This is a genomic window from Nocardia sp. NPDC050630, from assembly GCF_044457245.1.
In the GTDB taxonomy this organism is placed as follows: domain Bacteria; phylum Actinomycetota; class Actinomycetes; order Mycobacteriales; family Mycobacteriaceae; genus Nocardia.
This window is the reverse complement of sequence record NZ_JBITGN010000019.1, coordinates 55,411-76,102: the sequence shown is the minus strand read 5'-3', so window position 1 is coordinate 76,102 and position 20,692 is coordinate 55,411. Positions and strand designations below refer to the sequence as shown.

Annotated in this window: 20 protein-coding genes and 2 pseudogenes; 4 read left to right on the top strand and 18 right to left on the bottom strand. The window is 63.8% G+C overall.

The features are described 5' to 3' along the window. Positions 1 to 114: 114 nt before the first annotated feature. The gene (locus ACIBG0_RS33660; protein WP_397038164.1) at positions 115 to 1,428 is read left to right on the top strand and encodes a DUF4241 domain-containing protein; all 1,314 of its coding nucleotides are present in this window, start codon (positions 115 to 117) and stop codon (positions 1,426 to 1,428) included. A 295-nt stretch (positions 1,429 to 1,723) separates the two neighbouring features. Further along, positions 1,724 to 3,172 carry an NF041680 family putative transposase gene (locus ACIBG0_RS33655; protein ID WP_397038163.1) on the top strand — a complete coding sequence of 483 codons (1,449 nt, stop codon included), beginning with the start codon at positions 1,724 to 1,726 and terminating at the stop codon, positions 3,170 to 3,172. 22 nt (positions 3,173 to 3,194) lie between these two features. On the opposite strand, the gene ACIBG0_RS33650 is transcribed toward ACIBG0_RS33655, so the two are convergent. Further along, entirely contained in the window at positions 3,195 to 3,734 is a 540-nt protein-coding gene (locus ACIBG0_RS33650) for a TetR/AcrR family transcriptional regulator (RefSeq protein WP_397038161.1), read from the bottom strand. Between the two features lie 492 nt (positions 3,735 to 4,226). Between ACIBG0_RS33650 and ACIBG0_RS33645 the strand changes: the two genes are divergently transcribed. After that, positions 4,227 to 4,562, top strand: coding sequence for a hypothetical protein (locus tag ACIBG0_RS33645; RefSeq protein ID WP_397038159.1), 336 nt, complete (start codon positions 4,227 to 4,229; stop codon positions 4,560 to 4,562). Positions 4,563 to 4,610: 48 nt separating this feature from the next. Here the strand turns inward: ACIBG0_RS33645 and ACIBG0_RS33640 are convergent, their stop codons facing one another. From ACIBG0_RS33640 to ACIBG0_RS33570, 15 genes and pseudogenes are all read right to left on the bottom strand, one after another. Beyond that, complete coding sequence (locus ACIBG0_RS33640; RefSeq protein ID WP_397038156.1) at positions 4,611 to 4,745, bottom strand: hypothetical protein; 135 nt, start codon at positions 4,743 to 4,745, stop codon at positions 4,611 to 4,613. A gap of 307 nt (positions 4,746 to 5,052) precedes the next feature. Beyond that, positions 5,053 to 6,248: pseudogene (locus ACIBG0_RS33635) on the bottom strand (IS701 family transposase). A 65-nt stretch (positions 6,249 to 6,313) separates the two neighbouring features. Beyond that, positions 6,314 to 7,097: pseudogene (locus tag ACIBG0_RS33630) on the bottom strand (IS5 family transposase). A gap of 43 nt (positions 7,098 to 7,140) precedes the next feature. Beyond that, positions 7,141 to 7,626 (bottom strand): hypothetical protein, encoded by a 486-nt coding sequence (locus ACIBG0_RS33625; protein WP_397038155.1) that lies wholly within the window; start codon positions 7,624 to 7,626, stop codon positions 7,141 to 7,143. Then, the gene (locus ACIBG0_RS33620; RefSeq protein ID WP_397038154.1) at positions 7,586 to 7,915 is read right to left on the bottom strand and encodes a hypothetical protein; all 330 of its coding nucleotides are present in this window, start codon (positions 7,913 to 7,915) and stop codon (positions 7,586 to 7,588) included. Before ACIBG0_RS33620 ends, ACIBG0_RS33625 begins: the two co-directional genes overlap by 41 nt. A 300-nt stretch (positions 7,916 to 8,215) precedes the next feature. Next, entirely contained in the window at positions 8,216 to 8,806 is a 591-nt protein-coding gene (locus tag ACIBG0_RS33615; RefSeq protein WP_397038153.1) for a twin-arginine translocation pathway signal, read from the bottom strand. Then, a complete protein-coding gene (locus tag ACIBG0_RS33610) occupies positions 8,803 to 9,444 on the bottom strand; it encodes a hypothetical protein (RefSeq protein ID WP_397038151.1) in 642 nt (213 codons plus the stop codon). Before ACIBG0_RS33610 ends, ACIBG0_RS33615 begins: the two co-directional genes overlap by 4 nt. Continuing rightward, complete coding sequence (locus ACIBG0_RS33605) at positions 9,411 to 10,874, bottom strand: MCE family protein (protein WP_397038150.1); 1,464 nt, start codon at positions 10,872 to 10,874, stop codon at positions 9,411 to 9,413. The genes ACIBG0_RS33610 and ACIBG0_RS33605 overlap by 34 nt, the downstream gene beginning before the upstream one ends. Continuing rightward, a complete protein-coding gene (locus tag ACIBG0_RS33600) occupies positions 10,874 to 11,992 on the bottom strand; it encodes an MCE family protein (protein ID WP_397038148.1) in 1,119 nt (372 codons plus the stop codon). Before ACIBG0_RS33600 ends, ACIBG0_RS33605 begins: the two co-directional genes overlap by 1 nt. Next, positions 11,989 to 13,212 (bottom strand): MCE family protein, encoded by a 1,224-nt coding sequence (locus tag ACIBG0_RS33595; protein ID WP_397038146.1) that lies wholly within the window; start codon positions 13,210 to 13,212, stop codon positions 11,989 to 11,991. Before ACIBG0_RS33595 ends, ACIBG0_RS33600 begins: the two co-directional genes overlap by 4 nt. Positions 13,213 to 13,217: 5 nt before the next feature. Further along, complete coding sequence (locus ACIBG0_RS33590; RefSeq protein ID WP_397038144.1) at positions 13,218 to 14,366, bottom strand: MCE family protein; 1,149 nt, start codon at positions 14,364 to 14,366, stop codon at positions 13,218 to 13,220. Continuing rightward, positions 14,363 to 15,391 (bottom strand): MCE family protein, encoded by a 1,029-nt coding sequence (locus ACIBG0_RS33585; RefSeq protein ID WP_397038142.1) that lies wholly within the window; start codon positions 15,389 to 15,391, stop codon positions 14,363 to 14,365. Before ACIBG0_RS33585 ends, ACIBG0_RS33590 begins: the two co-directional genes overlap by 4 nt. Continuing rightward, complete coding sequence (locus ACIBG0_RS33580) at positions 15,388 to 16,596, bottom strand: MCE family protein (RefSeq protein ID WP_397038140.1); 1,209 nt, start codon at positions 16,594 to 16,596, stop codon at positions 15,388 to 15,390. Before ACIBG0_RS33580 ends, ACIBG0_RS33585 begins: the two co-directional genes overlap by 4 nt. A gap of 5 nt (positions 16,597 to 16,601) precedes the next feature. Beyond that, positions 16,602 to 17,450, bottom strand: a complete 849-nt coding sequence (locus ACIBG0_RS33575) for an ABC transporter permease (protein ID WP_397038139.1) — start codon at positions 17,448 to 17,450, stop codon at positions 16,602 to 16,604. Positions 17,451 to 17,459: 9 nt separating this feature from the next. After that, positions 17,460 to 18,170: an MlaE family ABC transporter permease gene (locus ACIBG0_RS33570; RefSeq protein ID WP_397038290.1), complete on the bottom strand. Its 711-nt coding sequence runs from the start codon at positions 18,168 to 18,170 to the stop codon at positions 17,460 to 17,462. 396 nt (positions 18,171 to 18,566) lie between these two features. Here ACIBG0_RS33570 and ACIBG0_RS33565 point away from each other — a divergent pair, with 396 nt between their 5' ends. Further along, positions 18,567 to 19,148, top strand: a complete 582-nt coding sequence (locus ACIBG0_RS33565; protein ID WP_397038137.1) for a TetR/AcrR family transcriptional regulator — start codon at positions 18,567 to 18,569, stop codon at positions 19,146 to 19,148. Between the two features lie 13 nt (positions 19,149 to 19,161). Here ACIBG0_RS33565 and ACIBG0_RS33560 read toward each other — a convergent pair whose 3' ends face one another. After that, on the bottom strand, positions 19,162 to 19,791 hold the full coding sequence (locus ACIBG0_RS33560; RefSeq protein WP_397038135.1) for a TetR/AcrR family transcriptional regulator: 630 nt from the start codon (positions 19,789 to 19,791) through the stop codon (positions 19,162 to 19,164). Then, positions 19,788 to 20,657: a hypothetical protein gene (locus ACIBG0_RS33555; protein ID WP_397038133.1), complete on the bottom strand. Its 870-nt coding sequence runs from the start codon at positions 20,655 to 20,657 to the stop codon at positions 19,788 to 19,790. The genes ACIBG0_RS33560 and ACIBG0_RS33555 overlap by 4 nt, the downstream gene beginning before the upstream one ends. Between the last annotated feature and the right edge of the window lie 35 nt (positions 20,658 to 20,692).

The following is a 20,692-nucleotide window of genomic DNA, read 5'->3' as shown; positions in this document are numbered from 1 at the left end:
CGAAGTCCCCTTCCCAGCGCGCCGACGAGGTTCGCCATGACCGAGAAGCCATCCGATAGAGGAGCGCTACGATCGCGTCCTCGGGAGTGATCCTGCAGAGGTAGGGAGCAGGCGTTGACAGATCCGGCAACGGCAATCGTCGAGGTGTCGTATGCAATGGGCTGGGACTTCGCCACAAGGTCAGTGCTCTACCCGCTGAATGAGACCTCAGCCAGCGAGCGGGACCGGAAAGGTCGGCCTTATGTGGTGGTGTACGGCACGCTGCAACGGCGTTATCCCCTCGAGGTGCACCTGGTCTCTTGGAACGATCATTACTTCGGTATCTGGGCCTACGACGAGCAGGGTCGTCGGGTAGCCGGCGCCGACCTGCGATTGGTCGAGGCGGACCGGCTGTTCATGCGCCGGATGGAGAACTGGCACTACAGCACCTCGGGCATGCCCGAATTCGCCTGGGGCGCAGGCCAGGACTTTATAGACCACCCTAACCCCCAGGGTCCGGGTCAGCACCGGCTCGCACCGCAAGGGAACGCGGGCCCCTCCATCGGTCCGGGATGGTCGAAAGACGATCAGATCTGGTACTCCAAACCGCGATTCGGTGAGCACGCCTTGCTGCTTCGCGGCACCACCCGCCAGATCAGCGGCCCTTTGACCTTCCGGGAAGCGCCCATGCCTGCACAATGGCAGGGATCGTCATCGTTGCTCGCTGGTGCCTCGTGCCCCTGGGAGCCTCCTCATCCCGCGTTGCCAGGTCAGCTCGGCGCTCTCTTTCAGCCGGGCGCTCGGATCGCATACATCGGCGACGTGGCCAGCGATGAGGAGATCGTCACCGTCGTGGATCCGGTCGACGTCGGGGAGGTGAGCATTCCCAGTGGAAGGCTCATCGTCGATATGGCCTATGTAGATAGGGACTACCCCGACACCGACCGTCGGGTTCGCGAACTGTCTGAGCGGATCCCTGCGGGGACCTACCGGGTCCAGGCCGCGATGATCCGCGAGGACTGGGAGTACCAGGGCCGCAGCGGCTCCAATGTTGATTCGAGAGCGGTCCGGCTGGTGCTCGCCCCCGAACCTGCGGTCACCTGGGAACTAGCACTCTGCGCAGATGACGATCTGCGGCTGCTGCAGTCCGAAGATGTCGTCGGCTACCTGATCGACAACGGTGACGACGGATGCTTCGCAGACGCTTCCGCCTGGGAGGCGCTCGCGGACCAATATGCCTGCTGGTTCGACGATGGTGACGACTCCGGAATCGAGCGTCTCGCCGATGGCTTCACCTGCGTCCACGACAACGCTACCGGTGGGGACATGATCGCCTTCCCCACCGCGGGCGGCAGAGAAAACCCGGTGTGGCTGGGGCGTGCGGAATCTGGTCAGCTCGTGGCTATTCTCGCCGCCACCAGTCCCCTCGCCAACGTCCGACTGCTGTGATCCCCGTTCCCTTCTGCAATCGCCGACTCCAATTGCGGATCGCCGACCACGACACCACACATCGATGAGGTAGGCGGGACTATCCAAGGGTGCCCAGACATCACGACAACATTTTCCGCCCCACGCTGACTGCACCGCACAGCAGCGCAGTCACCTCAAACCACTTCTTAAACAGGGCCTAGCTTGAGTTTTAACCTCTGAGCTGGGTTTTCAGTACCCCGGGTGATCATGGGTGAAGCCCTTGGTTGATCATGTCTCCTTGCGACAGAAAGACTTTCGATAACCAAGGGCTTCGGTGAACAGTGTGCACGACACCGGCTGCGCCGGTGCGGTCGGGGAGCTGTCGGCGTTCCGGCAGGAGTTGTATCGGTGCCTGCCCCGGCGGGCGGATGCGGTATTCGATGTGGTGGACGCGGTGTTGTGTGCGGACGGGCCGGTGCGGTCATTGCCGGAGCTGTCACTGGTCGGCGAGCATCGCCGGGGTCACGGCAGCGTCTATGCGGCACTGGACCGTGGTCGGATCGACATCGCACGATTGCGGCGGGCACTGGTCTCGGTGCCACTGCCGCGGGCCGCGGAAGGCCGGTTGGTGCTGGCGGTGGACATCACCTCCTGGTTGCGACCGGAAGCGCATACCTGCCCGCAGCGGATACTGTGTCACACCTACGGGCGCACCAAGAACACCCATCAGATGATTCCCGGCTGGCCGTACTCGGTGGTCTGCGCGCTGGAATCGGGGCGTAGTTCTTGGACCGCGCCACTGGATGCGGTGCGGCTCGCACCCGGTGACGAGGCCGCCACGGTCACCGCGGACCAGCTGCGCACCGTGATCGGCAATCTGATCGAGGCCGGGCACTGGCGAGGGGGTGATCCGGATATCTGGATCGTCGCCGACGCCGGCTACGACGCACCCCGGCTGGCGTTCCTGCTGGCAGATCTGCCCGTGGCCGTGCTGGGCCGGATGCGGTCGGACCGGGTCCTGCGCCGCCGCGCACCCGCATGGCAGCCCGGGACGACCGGCCGCCCACCCAGGCACGGCGGCGAGTTCGTCTTCGGCGATCCCGCGACCTGGGGTGAGCCCGACACTGCCGTCACGACCGACACCCGCCTCTACGGACCAGCCACAGCACGGTCATGGAATCGCTTGCACCCCAGGCTTACTCATCGATCATCCTGGACTGTCCAGGCCGGGAAGCTGCCGGTGCTCGAAGGCACCGTGATCCGACTCGACGTCGACCGGCTCCCCAGTGGCGCCATCCCGAAACCGGTGTGGTTGTGGCATTCGGTCGTCGACCTGGATGCCGCCGAGGTCGATGTGCTGTGGCAGGCATTTCTGCGGCGGTTCGATATCGAGCACACCTTCCGCATGCTCAAACAAACGCTCGGCTGGAACGTCCCCAAACCCCGCGACCCCGCCGCCGCGGACAGATGGACCTGGCTGCTTCTGGCCGCCTACACCCAGCTGCGCCTTGCTCGTGAACTCACCATCGATATCCGGCGGCCATGGGAGAAACCCGCAGCCCCACAACGACTTACACCAGCACGAGTCCGTCGAGGCTTTCGGCACCTCCGCCGGAAAGCAGCCTGTCCCGCCAATGCACCGAAACCCTCCCGACCCGGACCCGGTCGACCAGCCGGCCACCGCAACCAGCGTCCGGCACCCCGCTACGACGTGCACATCAAAACACCCAGCAACCAGAAGCCATCCAAACCCGCCGGGTCACGACCCCGCCGAACAGGATAAAACCCAGCTCAGAGGTTAAAACTCAAGCTAGGTGCGCCAGACCCTGGATGACCATCGCCCGGAACTCCCCCGCGATCTCATCTATGCGCTGACCGCGTCGGGGCCGATACCACTGCGCGACCGAATTCACCATTCCCAGTAAGCCATTCGCCACGATGCGATTGGCACGGGTCAGTTCGCCTGCCCGATATCCCTCTTCGAGCACGCTTTCCCAGCAATCCTGCACTTCTTGCCGAAGCGCCTGCAGCTGCCGCATATGCTCCGCACCGAGGGCGTCCGCGTCCCGCATCTGGATGAGCACTTCACGCTGATGCCGCGCGATGATGCCGACATGAACGTCGATGAGCTGCCCGAGCTTCTCGACCGGAGTGGCATCCATGGCGACAACCCGCTGCGCACCCGCCAGCGCCTTCTCGGTGTAGCGCCGCAGGATCTCCCACAGCAGCTCTTCCTTGGACTTCATGTGGTAATACAACGCACCCGGCTGCAGGTCCGTCCGGTTCCCGATCTCCGCGACACTCGTGGCGTGATAACCCACCGTGGAGAACAGCTCGATCGCCACCTCGAGGATCCGTTCCCGCGTCGCCTCAGTATTGCCTGCAACGCTGCCCCGCGGTCGCCCCGGACGTCGCGGACGTCGCGGACCACTGCTAGTCGACTGATCAGTTGCACCCACGACGACACAGTCTAGGCTGACGCCCAGGATCCGTTGCGCTCCACGCGGCACGTGGAATTCCAGAAACGCTCGCGAAAATCAGAGTGTTGGGCCGGGCGTCCATGGCGCGCGTCAACGCGGTAGGCAATCATCACCACTCATCCGCGCCGACATCGACCCGCACTACCGCCTATTGTGGGGTGCAATCAGGGGGTGATCGGCCTGGTATCGCGCACCGACCGACATCATGCCGACCCGGATACCCTATTGCCGCTGGTTGTTTCGGTATTCATCGACGGGCCGACTCACCCGTCCTGATCGTCACGAACCCGCGGGGAGGGGGCTTGGGCTCAAGGGGTGATTGCAACAGCACCGTCGAGTGATCGAAGGGGTTGTTGGATGGAGTCGTTGGGTCCGAGCCGGGTGGTGGTGCGCCGGTTCTGGGAGTTGGTCGGGGCGGGGGTGGGGCCGTCGGTGGCGGGGCCTGCTGTCGGCCTGTCGCAGCGTACAGGCTGCGGTGGTTGCGTGAATGTGGTGGGGTGGCACCAGTATTCACTGATCCGGTCACAACCGGGCCGCGGCCGCGCTGCGGGTCTGTCCGTCCACGATGTCGCCCGGCGGCTCGGATACCACGATGCCGCGGGCTTCAGCCGCGCCTACCGCCGCTGGAACGGCACGAACGCGGGCGAGCACCGCCAGCTTCTGACATCGTCACCGCAGCGCACTGCGCGATGACGGTCGTCGGATCATCAACGACCGGTCATCGCCGGTTCGCCTGCCCCTTTACACCGACAGTGCGCCGAGGGTATCCAGATCGGCTACCTGCCGAGAGATTCGCTCGATCGCGGACCTCGTGTCCGCGCGCGGCTGCAACTCGGGTTCGAAGCGACTGCCACCGAGGGTGAACAATCCGAACACCAATGCATGCTATGGCTGTTGACGGTATGCCAACCAAACTTCGTCGAAACTCGGCGCGGCCTCAACACCAGCGTCCCCAAGCCCTTAAGGTAACGACGCAGCAGATCCTCTTCCCAGTTCCAACGGTTCTCCGGCACGAGTGCACCGGCGAGCACGTAGGCGTAATCGAGCATCTAGCACGACAGTTGTATTTCGTTGTGTGTCAGGTGTTTTCGCTGGTAGCGGAGTTGTCTCGCGTGTGCTTGGTGGTGGCGGCGCCAGCGGGTGGCGGCTAGGGCGTGGGTGAGGGTGCGGGCGGGGTGCATGATCACCGCCAGGAGACGGCGGATGTCGGCGACTGTGATCGGGCCCAGCCCGCGTGGGCTTTTGGGTCGGTGGCGGCGGTGACGGCCAGGAAGGCGTGGGCGAGCATGGCCAGGGTGATGTGGCGGTACCAGCTGTCGTAGCGGCGGACCTGGTAGTGGTCCAGTCCGCATTGGTCCTTGGCGGCTTGGAAGCATTCCTCGATCGCCCATCTGGCTGCGGCCACGGCCACGATTTGCTCTCGCTCGACAGTGGCGGGGTGAAAGCACAGGTAGTAGGCGATATCGTCGGGGTCGTCGAGGGATCGGCGGGCCAGCAGTGTGCGCACGTAGCCGACGGGGACGTCGCCGAAGGACGGCAGGGTTGCCCATGCCCAGTCGTATTCGCGTTCGCCGCGCACGCCGGGCCCGGCCGAGATCTGATGCCACGCCTCGGCGGGTGCGCGGCCGACGAAGGTCTCGACGCGGCGGCGGCCGTCGAGGTCGGTGACAGTTTGACCGACCGGCACTTCGACCACATAGGGCAGCCGCCGTGCTTCGAGGAAGGCCCGGAACTTCCCGTCCCGGCCGTAGGCGGAGTCCGCGGCGACCCACCCGGCTTCCACACCGGCGTCCAGGGAGCGGCCGAGCATCTTCTCCGCCAGCCGGGGTTTGGTCGCAACTCCTTGCCCGCAACCCTTTCCGGGATTCCTGCCTCGCGACAGCGGTCCGGGTCTCCGACCCAGGACTCCGGCAGATACAACTCCCGGTCGATGAGCGCGCGACCTGCGCGGCTCGCATACGCCAGAAACACCCCGAGCTGGCAATTCTCCACACGCCCCGCAGTGCCGCAGTACTGCCGCTGAACCCCGGCGGACTTCACACCTTTCTTAACGAACCCCGTCTCATCCAGAACGAACACGCCGTCCGGACCTGCCAGCGCCTCGGCCACATACTCACGCAACAGGTCACGCAGTTCCTCAGCACTCCAGCGGGACCGGTTCAGGAAATGCTGCAGGCCGCCGGGATCGATGACCCCGGCAGCCTCAGCCAGCTGCCAGGAGTTCTTGCGCTCCACCGGCGCCAACAACCCCATCAGATACGACCGAGCCCACCGCCGCGGCTCAACCCGCCCGAACACCCCCGCCACCCGAGCGCCCAGATCATCGAAACCCGACCGCCACACCGAAACATCCTCAGCGACAACATCATCCACCATCACACCGAAGCATCGTGCCACGAACTACAGTGACACACAACAAAATACAACTGTCGCGCTAAGAGCTCCTATCGGGTTCGGTTGCTGAGTCGTCGCCAGCAGATCAGGGCGGTGGCGAGGTCGAGGAATCCGTGGTGGATGTCGGTGCGTCGTTCCCATCGGATGGCCAGTCGCCGGTACTGGTGGAGCAGGGCGAAGGATTGCTCGACGATCCAGCGGCCGGCGGTGACCTTGTCGCGGGTGCCGCGGCGCGCGATGTATCCGGTGATACGTCGTTGCCTCAGTTCGGAATACACGCTGGGGTAGTCGTATCCCTTGTCCGCGATCAGAGTGGTGATCCGGTGGCGGGGTCGTCCCGCACGCCCGCGCAGGGGGCGGACCCGGTCGAGCAGGGTGGTAACAGCAGATGGTCCTTGACATTCGCCGCCGACAGCGCCACCGCGAGTGGGAACCCGTTCGCGCAGGTCAGGATGTGGTGCTTGGAACCGGTCTTGGCGCGGTCGACCGGGCTCGGACCTGTTGCGGCGCCCCTTTTTTCGCCCGCACATGCGAGCCGTCAACCATGACCCGGTCGAAGTCGATCAGCCTGGCCGCGTGACAACGGGCGAGCACGGCCTGATGGATCTGTTCGAACGCTCCAGCGGCCTGCCAGTCCCGCACCCGCCGCCAAAAGGTCATTCCGGACCCGAACCCCAGTTCCTGGGGCAGGTCTTCCCACCCGATCCCGGTGATCAGCACGAACAAGATCCCCTGCAGCACCCGGCGGCCATCCATCTGCGGCGGTCCCGGTGTCCCAGCCGGTTTCACCGGCAATAGCGGTTCGATTACCGCCCACAACTCGTCATCCACGATCCACGGTGCTGCCACAGCGAAACATCCTGCACCACACCAGAACTCACCGACACCCGACCGAACCTGTTAGGAGCTCTAATGGCCGCGAGCGACGCATTGCCAGTCGTACAGGCCCATCCTGCCGCTGGGGTCCCGGAGCCAGCTGCCCAAGTGCAGGTCCTGGTGCAGCAGGGTTTGCGGGGCGCTGCGATACAATTGGAGCGCCCCGCAGATAGGCCGGATAGATCTCACCTCGCTGGTCGTAAATCGACCCGGGAACAATATCCTTGGACCGCTCCAGTCCGACCAGCACGCGCCGGGTGAACGCGATCTTGCGATTGAGGTCCTGCTGCCAGACCAGAGTGGGATGCAGGCCGGCCAGGTCCATCGTGAATCGCGGACTCTCCCAGAACATCCCGTGATATTTCGACAGCTCGATCACAATGTCCTCGGCATCGGCACGCGAGACCTCGTTCTGCTGCGGATCCGAAAAGTCCAGCCGCTGACGCTCAATCCTCGAGCAGCACCAGCGAACGGTGGGATTTCGCATCGTATTTCGAGTAGTACGCTCGCGGGCTGCGGACATCCAGGTCCGGTCGTATGCGGTTGTAGAAAATCGACTTCCCTGTGGCAATCCCAGTGATACCCAACAATATCCGTGATCCGAAGGTGGCCGTCGACTTCAAGAACAGATGTGTCGGCAGGCCGGCTTCATGTCCGACATCGTTGTAGCTCACCCGCAGCGCCCGCCGCGAACTCGTACCGTCGTCGCCGCCGGTCACCACCACGTCGGTGACCCACGCACCCGGGGCATCGCCGCACAGGACGAGGTCAGCCACTCCGGTGTGATTGCCTCTGCCGAACGCGGGATCTCCGACGCGTCATGCAGCTCGGGCGTCGGGCCGACGCGCTCCCACAGCATTGCGGTGCTGATCCTCGCAACCGTGGTCACGGTGCCCATTTTGTCGCTGGTTGTCATAACTTCCTACTTCCGGTTCGGCCGACAGCACTGCCGGCGCCATACGCCATCGTTTTCGTCCCCGGTCATGGCAGATGACCTCGAAACAACAGGTAGGCGACCGCCCGGATGAGCTCGACAAGTACTTCACTGAAATTGAATTCCATGCATATCCCCTGATCTAGATCGGATCGAATTTCTCGATGAGCCAGGTGTCGTCCGTCGCGGTGAGTGTGGCCACGACACTGCTGGCGGATTGTGCGGGAGTCGGCCCGTCGGCACTTGTCGTGCTCTGATTCACGAACAGCAGAACCCGCGCGTGCTGACCATCGATCGACATCAGCGACGCGGCCGAGACCGTTGCGGTGGTGGCGATCTTCTTCTCCTTCGACGCCGGAATGACCACGTCGTCGGTGAATTTCGAGTAGTAGCCCAGGAAGGGGCCGGTGAGCCGATGACGGGCCGCCGCAACGTCGGCGTCCACCGTGTCCGGCTTATAGGACAGCAGGGCCACCGCGCTGTCGCGCGCCTGTTGCACGGCGACCACACGAGCGTTCTCAACGCGGTCGGCTTCGATGAGTTTGTACTGGAATATCCCCAGGACAGCGGCCAGCGCGATGACCGCACATACGGAAGCACCGAGGATCAGGCTACGGTGACGACTCGGTTTCGTCGTCTCAACTGTCGGGCTCTCCTCCGTTACCGCATTCTCGGACTCGGCTACTGTGCTCGTCTCGATTTCTGTGCTCGCTGTTTCGGTCGCTGTACTCATGGCACCAGTTCCACATTCGAGGTGAGCTTCTTACCACCGGATTCTTCGACCGTTATCCGCATTCGCCATGCCTTCGGCGTCGGATTCGGCTCGGCAACGGTTCTGGTGGTTATACCGGCTCCGATCAGTACCTTGGCGGTGTTACCGTCGAGCGATTCCAACCCGGCCGCGTTGATGGTGCCCTCGGATGTCGACTTGGCCTGTTTGACGACGTCGGCGAACGATGCGGAGCGCGAGGAGAAGTCGTCCCGGAACGCCCCCGTGGAGCCATCGATGATGCGTTTGACGTCGGCGTCGGCTTGGTCCCACCGAATCGTCGTCAAATTCAGCGCCTGTTGTTCGGCCGCCGCGACGAACTCCTGACGCCGCGCCTGCAGCGTACGTTGCTCACCGAGGGCGTACTGCTGCCATCCTATGCCCGCGCCCACACCGGCCGCGACCAGCGCGGCTACCGCGCGCACGAGGCGCCGTCGCCTCCGGCCGACACCCTTTTTTGTCGCGTCGGGTGCCGCTTCGGAGCTGTCGTCGACCACCGAATCCGGCTGCTCGCGAACATGATCGGAATCGGTCGAGTCCGGCCGTTCGCGATCGATATCGTCGGCGGTCAGTGTGTCGCGGGAAGTACCAGTTGTCGCCATGTCGAGTCCTCCGATGGGCGTTTAGCGAGATTGGTCTGGACGTAGGTACGGCCGTCAGGGCCCAGATAAGTGCCTGATGCGGGGTCGTACGCAGCAACTCCCATGGGAGGTCCGATGGCCCCAACGCCGGTGCGACCGGAATTCGCGGAGGCAGGTGCAACACCGGTCGGTCCGTTTGGATCGCCCCCGCTCGGCACATTCGGACCACCGATCCATGGCGTGCCGTCGTTGAGCGGCACGTAACTCTTGTCGCTTTCGCACATCGCCGCGGTCGGTGCCTTTTTTGCAGGATTGTGGGCGCACGGAATGTTGCGCATGCCGCGTACATTGTTGGGCGAGTTCTGCGGTACTCGGCAGTAAAGGTCCTCGACAGGACGGTCCGGGTGATCCTCGAAAACCGGGCTGCGCCGCTGATCCGATGGTAGGTAGCCAGTCGTGCATACCCCTGGCAGATTCAAGTTGAGGTTGAAATCGAGGAACAAGCCCTTGTAGAGCGGGTCGCCCTTCAAGTTGGGCACCAACGTTGCGTCCAGCACGGCAACTCCCTGCGGCAAAAGCACCAGCAACTGTTCGAGATTGGCGTTGTAGGTGATAGCGATGTTCTCGATATTCACCAGATTGCCCAGCAGCACCGGCATGGTCAGGTCGAGTCGGCGCAGCAGCCCGGTCGCCTGGTCGGCAGCAGAGCCGGCGGTGTCGACAAGATTGCCGAAAGCGCCATTGTTGCTGCGTAATTGGGCCGTCAGGTCCGCCAAATGCGCTGCCCACGCGGCGATATCGCCGCGGGTCGAGGCCTGAGATTGCAGGACCGGACCGGACTTCTCGATGAGATCGGTGATCTGCGGCAGGTTGGCCCGGGCGCCGCCGCTCAGCGCCGAGGACGCCTCGAGGATTCTGGTGAGATCAGGGCCCTTGTCATTGAGGCCATTGAAACTCTCATCCACCACGGTGGCCAGATTCTGATTGGGGACAGCCGCGAGCCCCTTCTGCACGGTATCCATCAGGACGCCGATATCGGGCGGGATGGTGGTGTGGTCCGCAGGGATCACGTCCCCCTCGCGCAGTGCACGGGCGGCGGGATTACGCGGCACCAGATCGATGTACTGCTCCCCGATCGCCGAGCGGCTGTGTACATTCGCGTCGACATCGGACGGTATGTGTACATCGGACTTCAGCGTGAGGACGGCGCGCACTCCGGCGTTGTCAAGCTCGACACGTTCGACCTTGCCGACTTCCGTCCCGCGATAGGTGACGTTCGCGGTGCCGTAGAGTCCTCCCGCCAGGGGGAATTCGACCGACACGCGATAGCGTCCGACGCCAAGGTATTTGGCGGGCAGTTGCATGTACTGCAGCGCCATGATGGTTCCGGCCACGATGGACACCGTCAACACGATCGTCAACTGGATGATGACTGTTCGGTGCAGCCGCATCATTTCCCCCCGAGGTAGGGAAACACCAAGGGGTTTCCGCGTGTTGCTGGGCTTGGTTGGATTCCGACGCTGCGACCGAGCAGCGCCTCGATGCCGGTGAGCCGGCCTTCCAGCGGGGTCCCAACGAACATCGAGCTGTCGAGGCGGCTCAGTGTGAGATCGATGACGGCCGTCAGGTTCGCGTAATCGCCGCGCACCCAATTGCCGAGCGTGTCCATCGGCCACGGATAGGAGGCGAGTAGAGCCAGCGAGCGGGTCAGTGCCTTACCGGAATCGGCGAGCGAGGCCAGGACCGGTCCGAGGTTCTGCAGATTCTGCATGAGCGCTTCCTGGCTCTGCGAGATCGTGCTGTCGGCGACGGCACTGAAGTGTCCGATGCTGGTTACCGCGTCGGCGATCTTGGTGCGTTGCTCGCTGAGCACGGCGATCGCCTCCGGAATCGTCTCCAGTGCGGTGTCGACCACGGATTGCTGGGCCGCGACCTGCCCGGCGAGCCGGTCGAGGTTCTCGGTGGCGTCGATGATGTCGTCGCGCTGCTGATTCAGTCCGGCGATGAAGGTGTCCAATTGGGTGAGCAGCGAGCGGACGGTATCGACTCTAGAGGCGAACGCCTGGTTGAGCGCCTGTGTAATTTCTTGCACCTTGCCCAGCCCGCCACCGTTGAGCACCACCGACAGTGCCGACAGAGTCTGTTCGGTGGTGGGATAGGCGCCGGCGTCGGTCAGCGGGATGACGGCACCGGGGCGCAATTCTCCGGTCGCCGCACGGTCTTTCGGTGCGCTCAGCTCTATATGGGTCGAGCCGAGCAGACTGGTCTGACCGACAGTGGCGGTCGCATTCGCGGGCAGTCGGACGCCGCTGTCCAAGCGGACGGTGACCAGGGCGTGCCAATCCCGAAGTTCGATCTTGGTCACATTCCCGACGGTGACGTCGTTGACGCGGACTCGGGAATTACGTTGAACCGTAGTCACATCCGGCAGCTCGATCCGGACCTCATACGAACCCGCGCCACGGCCTTCGGTTCTGGGCAACGGCAGCGAATTCACACCCTGCCACCCACAGCCGGACATACCGCCGACGGTAAGCACTACCGAGACGACCACGAATGGGCGCTTCATCGCCGGCCTCCCGTCGGTGCCAGCATTCCGGCGATATCCGCAGGGGTCGGCGGCGCGCCGGGGCGCAGGCGATCCTCGCTGTAGGTGATCTCGTCCGGCCGCGCCACCGCTCCGGTTACGACGTTCTCACCGACCGGCGGCATATTGACCACTAGGTTTTTCAGCACCGGGCCGAGGTATTGCGCGCAGAGCCTCGCCGATTCCTTCGCCCCTTTCTGACTGGCCGCTTCGATAGCGCCACAAATGAATTGAATCGGGTTGGCGGCGTTGTTGAATGCGAGCATGCCGGTCAGCGCACCCTGCGCGGGCTGGTAGATGTTGACGAAGTTCTGGTAGGCGGTCGGCGCGGCATGCAGCAACTGCTTGAGATCGCCCGAACTCTCCTGCAGCGCAGCGACGATCGAATTCACCTGCTCCACGGTGGTGCCGAGGGCGTCACTGTTGTCGGTGAGGAAGCCGTGGATGTCGTCGACCGCGACATCGGTGTCGACGATGGCCTGTCCGAGCGCGCCGGGCTGGTTGTCCAGAGCAGTGGTGACGGCGGCCAGGTCCCTGTTCAGCTGGGCCATCAGGTCACTGCTGGAGGCGAGCGCCGCGATGAAGGTCTGCAGATTCGTGATGGTGCTGTAGATGTCGGCGGATTTGTCGCCGAGGATGGACATCGCGTTGGCGAGTTTGGTCAATGTCGCGCCCACTCCCGTCCCGCGGCCGCGCACATTGTCCGCTGCGGTGTCGATGAACGATCCGAACGCGCTCGGCTCGCCGGGGGCGGTCGGGGTCATCGAATCCGCCAATTTCTGCATCTGGGCACGGAAGTCGTCCCATTCCACCGGGACCGCGGTTCGTTTGATCGGGATGACCGCCCCGTCTTCGAGTTGTGGACCGCCGCTGTAGGCGGGTACCAGTTGGATGGCGCGGGCGGACACCAGCGACGGCGACAGGATCGCGGCTTTGGCATCGGCCGGGATCTTGTATTTCGAGTCGACGGAGAAGGTGATGCGTACGTGCTCGGGCTGTGGTTCGATGCGGTCGACCGTGCCGACCGCAACACCGAGGATCCGGATCTCGTCACCCGGATAAATGCCGTTGGCGTTGGCGAAGTTCGCCGACACCGTGACCCGATGGCTGCCGTACCACAGCCGCGCACCGACCAATGACGCGGCGACCAGTGCGATCACCACTACCAGCACCGCAAGGGATCCGCAGGAAATACGAGACATGGCCTTCACCGTCCTCCGTTCGGTACACCGGGCAGCAGGCCTAGTGGCAGCAGCCCAGGCGGCAAGAGATTCGGAGGAGCCGGGGCCGCCGGTGGTGCCGCCTGCGACGACGGCAGCGCCTGCTCCGGAGCCGTGAGCTGCGAGGGCAAAAGCTGCGCGGGGTTGAGGCCCTGGTCGGCGAATGCGGCGTCGATGAATGGCTGCAGCCACTGCCCCGGTACCAGGTTCGCCACGTATGCCTTGAAATACGGGCCCGAGCCGACCGATTCACCGAGCGAGAGCAGGTAGCGGTTGAGCAGCGTGATCGACTGCTGGATATCGGCCGTGTGCTTGTCGAGAATGCCCAGCACCGAATTGAGCCGCTCGAGTGCGGGCTGAAGCTGTTCGCGGTTGTCGGCGATGGTGCCGGAGATCTGTTTCGTTGCCGTCGACACATCGCTGGAGAACCGGGCCAGGGTGGCACTACGTGCCCGTAACTGCGCAAGCAGGACATTGGCGTCCTTAATCAACGTGACGATCTGATCGCTACGCCGGCTCAGCACCGTGGTCATCTCCGCGGCCCTGGTCAGCAAGTTGCGCAGGTCGCCGTCACGGGCGGTAACCGCATCGGAGAAACGGCCGACCGAGTCGATCGTCTGCTGCAGATCGGGCGCGGTCTGGCGGAGCGTATCGGACATGGTAGTCAGCGCATCGGAGACCTGTTTGGTGTCCAGCCCGCTGATCGTGGTAGTCAGATCGCCCAGGGCATCGGACAATTCATACGGTGAGGTTGTGCGATTTCGCGGGATGGCCCCGTGCAGCGCAGCCGTGCCGCGGGGGGTGATCTCGAGAGTTTTCGCACCCAGCACGGTGTGTGTTTTGATCGCCGCCTCGCTCAGATCACCGACGAACACCGCGTCGTCAACGGTGAAGGTCACCCGAACGGCTTGCCCGTCCAGGTCGGTGCTCTTCACTTTTCCGACCGACATTCCGGAAACCTGAACCACCGCACCGGATTTGAGCCCGCCGAGCTCGGCGAACTCGGCGCTGTATTCGTGGGTGCCGGAAAAGAACGGGATTTTGTCGTACTGCAGCGAGACCAGTACCAGCAGGAAAACCGTCGCGATACCAACGGCCCCGATCACGGTCTTGTTGCGCTCATCGAAACTCTTCACTTCGGCGTGCACCGTCCCGTGTTCTGCTCCGCGAGCTTGATGTACACTGGATTGCCTTTCGGTCCGTTGACTTTCAAGACGGCGTCGCACAGATAGAAGCTGAAGTAATCGCCGTAGAGGCCCAGGCGGCTGAGCGTCTTGTACGTCTCCGGCAGCCGGCCGAGGAGATCGTCGAAATAATCACGGTCACTGTCGATCTGGTTGGCGACCCGGCCGGTCTGGATGACCGTCGATTGCAGCGGCGGTCGCGCCTGCGTCAGCAGGTCCACGACCGTGCGCGATGCCCCATCGATACTGCTGACCGCCGCACCGAGGTCACTCGAGCGCTCCGCGAGGCCGCTGATCAACTGCTGCAATTTGTCGATGCCGGTCGTGAATTGGTCGGACCGGTCGGCGAACGAGGTGACCACAACGTTGAGATTGGCGATCACCGAGGAGACCAGCTGTGCGCGGTCGGCGAGCGCGGCGGTCAGCTGCGAGGTCTGCGCGAGAAACGACGCCACGGTGCCACCTTGGCCCTGGAAGATCGAAATCAGCTGCCCGGTAAGGTCGTTGACCTGCTTCGGGTCCAAGGCACGGAACAGTGGGCGGAACCCGCCGATCAGCGAGTCGAGATCCAGCGCCGGCGAGGTCTGTGCGGCGGGGATCGTCGCGCCCGCCGGCCGGGCAGCAACCGAACCCGCACCGACCTCCAGCGCCATATATCGGCCACCGATCAGGTTCTCGTATCGCACCGCGGCCTTGGTCCCCTCGGTGATAATGACCGCAGGGGTGATGCTGAAGTGCACGGCGACAACGTTATTCGGGCGCAGCTCGACCGAATCGACCTGGCCGACCTCTACCCCGGCGATGCGGACGAAGTTGCCCGAGCGCAGCCCGGACACATTCGCGAACTCCGCGACGTAATCGACTCGCTTGTCGAACCGGAGCTGACCGAACACCGCGAACGCGGCGAACATTGCGAGCAGGCCGACCAGCATGAACGCCACGAACCGGACGGTGGCCCCGGCAAGATTCTCTCTCATCGTTGATTTCCCATCGCGCCGAAGAGGTAGTCGACAAAGGACGGACTGCCGATTCCCGGCTGCGTCGGTAGATCCCCCGGACCGGTGCCCCAGCCGGTGTCGGTCACGAGCGCCTTGGGCGGGTAGTTCTGCGTCACATCCGGGAGCGATCCGCATCCCGGGCGGCCGTCCGGACCACCGCGGGCCCCATTCTTGGGCAGATTCTGCGGATACTTGTAGACGTTGTCGCCGAAGAGCAATCCACTGTCGACGATGATCGATTTGCCGGTCGCCCCACCCGCAGTCGAATTGCCGCCCATATCCAGAGCCCACTGCGCACCTTGCAGCATGCAGGTGAAGCTGGGGCTGTAGGTGTAAAGCAGCCGGCTGGTCGGTTCCAGCAGGTTGATCGCCTGAACGAGGTTGTCGTGGTTGGTGGTGGTGAAGTCGGCGCCGGTCTGACCGAGCCCGGCCACCGACACCAGCATGCTGTCCAGCACTGCCGACCGGGACGATATCGTCCGACTGGTCACCGCGGCATTGTCGAGGATCGCCAGTATGTCGGCGGCCGCGTCGCTGTAGGCGCCGGATGCCGCGTTCAGAGCACGAAAATCGTTCTGCACGACCGGTGTTCGCGGATTCAGCTCGCGCAGCACCGACTCGGAATCCGCCAGCGTCCGGCCGAGCTGCGGACCGCGGTTTCGCAGCGCGCTGGCCACCGCCTCCAGCGTGGCATTGAGCTTCGCTGGGTCGACCGCGTGCAATACATTCGTCAAACTCTCGAACACAGTGTTGACCTCGGTCGTCACATTGCGCGACGCGAGTACCGCACCGGCGGACAAGCGCTGGGACACCGCCGTTTCCGGGTCGACGAGATCGACGTACTTGGCACCGAATATGGTCGTGGAGCGGATCTCGACAGCCACGTTCGCGGGGATACGCGACACCTGCTCCGGCTCCAGTTCGAGCACCAGGCGGGTACCAGTCTGCTCGGTACTGATCGGACCTACCCTGCCCACCTGAACGCCACGGTATTTGACCTTCGCGCCGCGATCCATCACCAGGCCCGCCCGCGGTGCGGTCACCGTGACCGCGACGAAGGTCTTGTAGCTGCCGGTGAAGAACATGTATGTCGCACCGACGACCCCGACCAGGAACAGCACCAGCAGTGCGGTCCACCATCCCGGGTTGATCTGCTTGCGCCGCTGACCATGTTGTTGCCGCATCGCCCTCACGCCGCCAGATGCAGGTTGCCGGACTGCCCGTATACCGACAGCGAGATGGCCAGAGTGACCGACACCGACGTGATCAACGACGCCCGCACCGCACGCCCGACGGCCTCCCCCACCCCGGCGGGCCCGCCACTGGCGTTGAAGCCGTAGAACGAATGGATCAACATGACCAGCGTGGCCATGACCATCGCCTGCAGGAAAGACCACAGCAGATCGGTCGGGTTGAGGAACGTCCAGAAGTAGTGGTCATAGACGCCGACCGACTGCCCGTAGACGACGGTGGTGCCTACCCGTGCGGCTAGGAACGACATCAGTACCGCGACGGTGTAGAGCGGGATCGACACCAGCATCCCGGCCACGACCCGCGTCGAGACGAGATAGGTGATGGCGGGTACGGCCATGACCTCGAACGCATCGATCTCTTCGCTGATGCGCATCGCGCCCAGTTGCGCGGTGGTGCCGGCACCGATCGTGGCGGCCAATCCGATGCCCGCGGTCAGCGGGGCGATGACGCGCACGTTGAGGAATGCCGACAGAAAGCCGGTCAGCGCCTCGACCCCGACACTGCTCAACGAGTTGAAGCCTTGCACGGCGATCAGCGCACCGGCCGACAGGGTCAGGAACCCGACGATGACGATGGTGCCGCCGATCACCGCCAAAGCGCCTGTGCCCATACTCATGTGGGCGAACTGCCAGACGATCTCACGTTTGTAGGACCGCACCGCCGCGCCGCAGTGGTATAGGGCGCGGCCGAAAAACCTGGTCTGGTCGCCGAGGCGCTGCCACTCCGCCCATCCCCGCCGCAGTCGGCGCGAACTTCTGGGGAATCGATTGACGACGTTGTACATATCGCCCCTTTAGGCTGTCGCCTTGACGCCGACAGCGGTCACCACGACGTTGATGAAGAACAGTGCTACGAAGGCGAAGACGACGGTTTCGTTGACCGCCTGACCGACTCCGGTCGGGCCACCCTTGACGGTCAATCCTCGGTAACAGGCGATCAATCCTGCGCTGAGCCCGAACAACCCGGCCTTCACGATCGAGACGACGACCTCGGATGCGCCGGTGACCAGTGTCAAACCGGCCGCGAAAGCACCGGGGGTGACGTGTTGGACGTACACCGAGAACAGGAAGGCGCCGATCAAGCCGACGAGCGCGACCAGGCTGTTGAGCAGCAAGGCGACGGCGGTCGAGCCGATCACGCGCGGAAGTACCAACCGCTGCAGCGGATCGATGCCGAGCACACGCATCGCGTCGATCTCTTCCCGGATCACCCGAGCGCCCAGATCAGCGCAGACCGCCGTTGCGCCGGCACCGGACACCACCAGAACAGTGACCATCGGTCCGATCTGCGAGACGGCACCGAGTGCGGCACCGGCGCCGGACATGTCGGCGGCACCGATCTCGAGCAGCAGAATATTGAGCACGAACACGGTGAGAACCGTGAAGGGGATGGCGAGCATGAACGTGGGCACCATCGACACCCGGGCGATGAACCAGCACTGCAGAATGAGTTCGCGCCAGGCAAAGGGTCTGCGAAATGCGGCGATACCCGTATCGATCGACATAGCGAAAAAGTCACCCAAGGCGCGGACCACATCGCCTGCGGGTTTCAGGAAGCTGATCGGCCGTGCGCCGTCATCATTGACGCCCGGCGTGGCTTCGATAACACGTTCCTGGGGGGCAAATGCCCATTCAAGAATTTTCACAGCACGTCATTTCGATCGATTCAGTATTTGAAATGGCGGTGATCCGCTCGTGTGATGGCGATCACAATTCACTCTACCGTGGCTACGGTATCACCCAACGTGATGTGTGACAACAAGTTGTTCGACAGCTTGTTGGAACGTCGTTCTCCCTTTTCAGCAGCCCTTCTGACATGTTGTCCGACAACCTGTTACAAAGTACCTGTGGCCTCAGTAACGCAATCCTCGAGACAGTCCGGCGATGCACGACGACAGAAGGTGACCGACGCACTACTGCAGGGACTCCGCCGACTTCTCGAACCCGGCGCCAGCTTCACCGAGATCAGCATCAACCGACTCTGCAGGGAATCAGGCGTGCCTCGCGCCCAGTTCTATGCCTGGTACGAGGACAAGGGCGCATTCATCCGCACAGTGACCGATGACCTTTTCAAAATGGTGGACGAACAAGCGGCGCAATGGTGGCCCGACCCCCTCGCGCGCTCACCGGATCAGACCACCAAGATCGGCGCCGCAGTCCTGCGCCTCTACCGCGAAAATTACCCGATCTTCGCGGCCCTCGCCGATACCGCGGTATACGACAGCGCCGTCCGGGAGCATTTCGAGGAAAGTCTGGCTCAGGTGACAAACCGCATCACCGAGGTGATACAGCAGCGACAAGCCGACGATCCCACTCTGGCCGCATTGGACGCCGCCGAGCTGGCCGATATTCTCACCTACACTTTCGAGCGCACCTGCTATCGACATACCAAGAATGCCGACGATGCGACCATCGACCGATTGGCGAGAACAATTACGAGTATTGTCCTGTCGACGATTTACGGCCGGGTGGACCACAAATAACGGGACCCCCCGATCAGTCCACGGCGAGCAGGCGGCGCGCGACCTCGGCGCTCGCAGCCCGCAGATGTTCGGGGAACTGCGGTTCCGTACCGTTGTTCGGAACCATGGTGTAGCCGGCGATCATATGCACCAACACATCGGCAATAGTGTCGGCCGGAAGTACGCCCCGAACTCTGGATTCGGGGCGTTCGGCCAGTGCGAGCCGGATCATGTCCGCGAAGGTCCTGCGCACCACCTCCAACGGCGACGGCTCACCCGAGGTCCCGAAGTGGACCAGATTCGCCGGTTCGTTGACCGCGAGGAACCGAATGACCGGGTGCGAGACACACACCTCGAATGTCGCCACGATGAGCTCGACCGCCCGATCCACCGGCGAACTCACACTCGCGGCCCGCGCCACGATCGCATCGATACCGAGCCGCACCTCGCGCTGAAACATTTGGTCGAACAGCGAATCACGAGATCCGAAGCGGCGGAAGATCGTTGCCCGCGAGACCTCGGCGCTGGCCGTAACCTGATCGATGGTCACCTTGGTTCCGTTGGCCGCGGCCAGATCGCGCATCGCATCCAGGATCCGCAGGTCGGTCCGATCGAAGTGCCGTGCTGGCTGGACGAGCGTGGGCATCCCCCCGATAAGAATCATGCGGTCGGCTCCATCGCGGTGACCGGCGTCGTCGGGCTGCGCCGTACCGCCGGATCGCCGACCGGCTCGCCCTGGCGCGCCCGATCGTCCTGCGCCGCTTCGCGTTGAAGATTCCGGAGCCATGGCGAGAACAGTATCCCAGCAGCCAACACGAGATTCATCGTGACGGCCGCGATCGCGGCCACCCAAGTCCAGACCGGTCCCGGCTCGGCATTGAGGGCTACGTACATCGGCCAGGTCGCGATGACAGCGAAACCGACGAAGCCCAAAGGATAAATCGCCAGTAGCCACAGCTGACGCCTGCCCCGCAGGTACTTCTTCGCGTAGAGCAGAACCGCGCCGCCCATGATGGGAAAGGCTCCGTTCTGGATGATCGAGTACAGCGGAAGCCCGAAGATGCGCACCGGATTGTCGCCGTAGTACACGTGGGCGCCCGTCTGAGTGAAAGTGATCTCGACGGCACAGTTCACCAGCCCGCCCGCGATCCACAGGCCGACGGTGCGCGCGGTGGAAGGCCCCTTCTTCAAGACCTGGTAGCACGCCCAGAACCCGAGCGGGAAGTACGCCGCGTAGGTCAGGACCAGGTAGAACGGCATCGGCCGCCCGAGGACCTCACCGATCACCAGCGGCGAGTTGGGCGGATACCAGGTCGCCCCGAGCCAGTCACCGACCGATTCCATGAAGAAACAGATCGCGCCCGCAGGGACGAGCGTGATCCACAGCCAAGTGCGCTCACGCCGGGCAAAGATCGGCATGAGGATCAGCGTGACCACCGTGGCGATTGCGGCACAGACGGTCCACGCCCAGCCCGCCGCCGGGTGCCCCACCAGCGTGTCGGGCGGGTCGACGAATAAGTCACGCAACATTGCACACCTTCCATGCCAGGCACCGTCTCCCGGGT

Coding starts and splice junctions, on each gene's coding strand:
- ACIBG0_RS33615 (WP_397038153.1), bottom strand. CDS start 8,806: ATGAGTACAGCGACCGAAACAGCGAGCACAGAAATCGAGACGAGCACA.
- ACIBG0_RS33645 (WP_397038159.1), top strand. CDS start 4,227: ATGGAGTCGTTGGGTCCGAGCCGGGTGGTGGTGCGCCGGTTCTGGGAG.
- ACIBG0_RS33560 (WP_397038135.1), bottom strand. CDS start 19,791: ATGATTCTTATCGGGGGGATGCCCACGCTCGTCCAGCCAGCACGGCAC.
- ACIBG0_RS33585 (WP_397038142.1), bottom strand. CDS start 15,391: ATGAGAGAGAATCTTGCCGGGGCCACCGTCCGGTTCGTGGCGTTCATG.
- ACIBG0_RS33600 (WP_397038148.1), bottom strand. CDS start 11,992: ATGAAGCGCCCATTCGTGGTCGTCTCGGTAGTGCTTACCGTCGGCGGT.
- ACIBG0_RS33610 (WP_397038151.1), bottom strand. CDS start 9,444: ATGGCGACAACTGGTACTTCCCGCGACACACTGACCGCCGACGATATC.
- ACIBG0_RS33595 (WP_397038146.1), bottom strand. CDS start 13,212: ATGTCTCGTATTTCCTGCGGATCCCTTGCGGTGCTGGTAGTGGTGATC.
- ACIBG0_RS33555 (WP_397038133.1), bottom strand. CDS start 20,657: ATGTTGCGTGACTTATTCGTCGACCCGCCCGACACGCTGGTGGGGCAC.
- ACIBG0_RS33570 (WP_397038290.1), bottom strand. CDS start 18,170: ATGTCGATCGATACGGGTATCGCCGCATTTCGCAGACCCTTTGCCTGG.
- ACIBG0_RS33575 (WP_397038139.1), bottom strand. CDS start 17,450: ATGTACAACGTCGTCAATCGATTCCCCAGAAGTTCGCGCCGACTGCGG.
- ACIBG0_RS33605 (WP_397038150.1), bottom strand. CDS start 10,874: ATGCGGCTGCACCGAACAGTCATCATCCAGTTGACGATCGTGTTGACG.
- ACIBG0_RS33625 (WP_397038155.1), bottom strand. CDS start 7,626: ATGCGAAATCCCACCGTTCGCTGGTGCTGCTCGAGGATTGAGCGTCAG.
- ACIBG0_RS33580 (WP_397038140.1), bottom strand. CDS start 16,596: ATGCGGCAACAACATGGTCAGCGGCGCAAGCAGATCAACCCGGGATGG.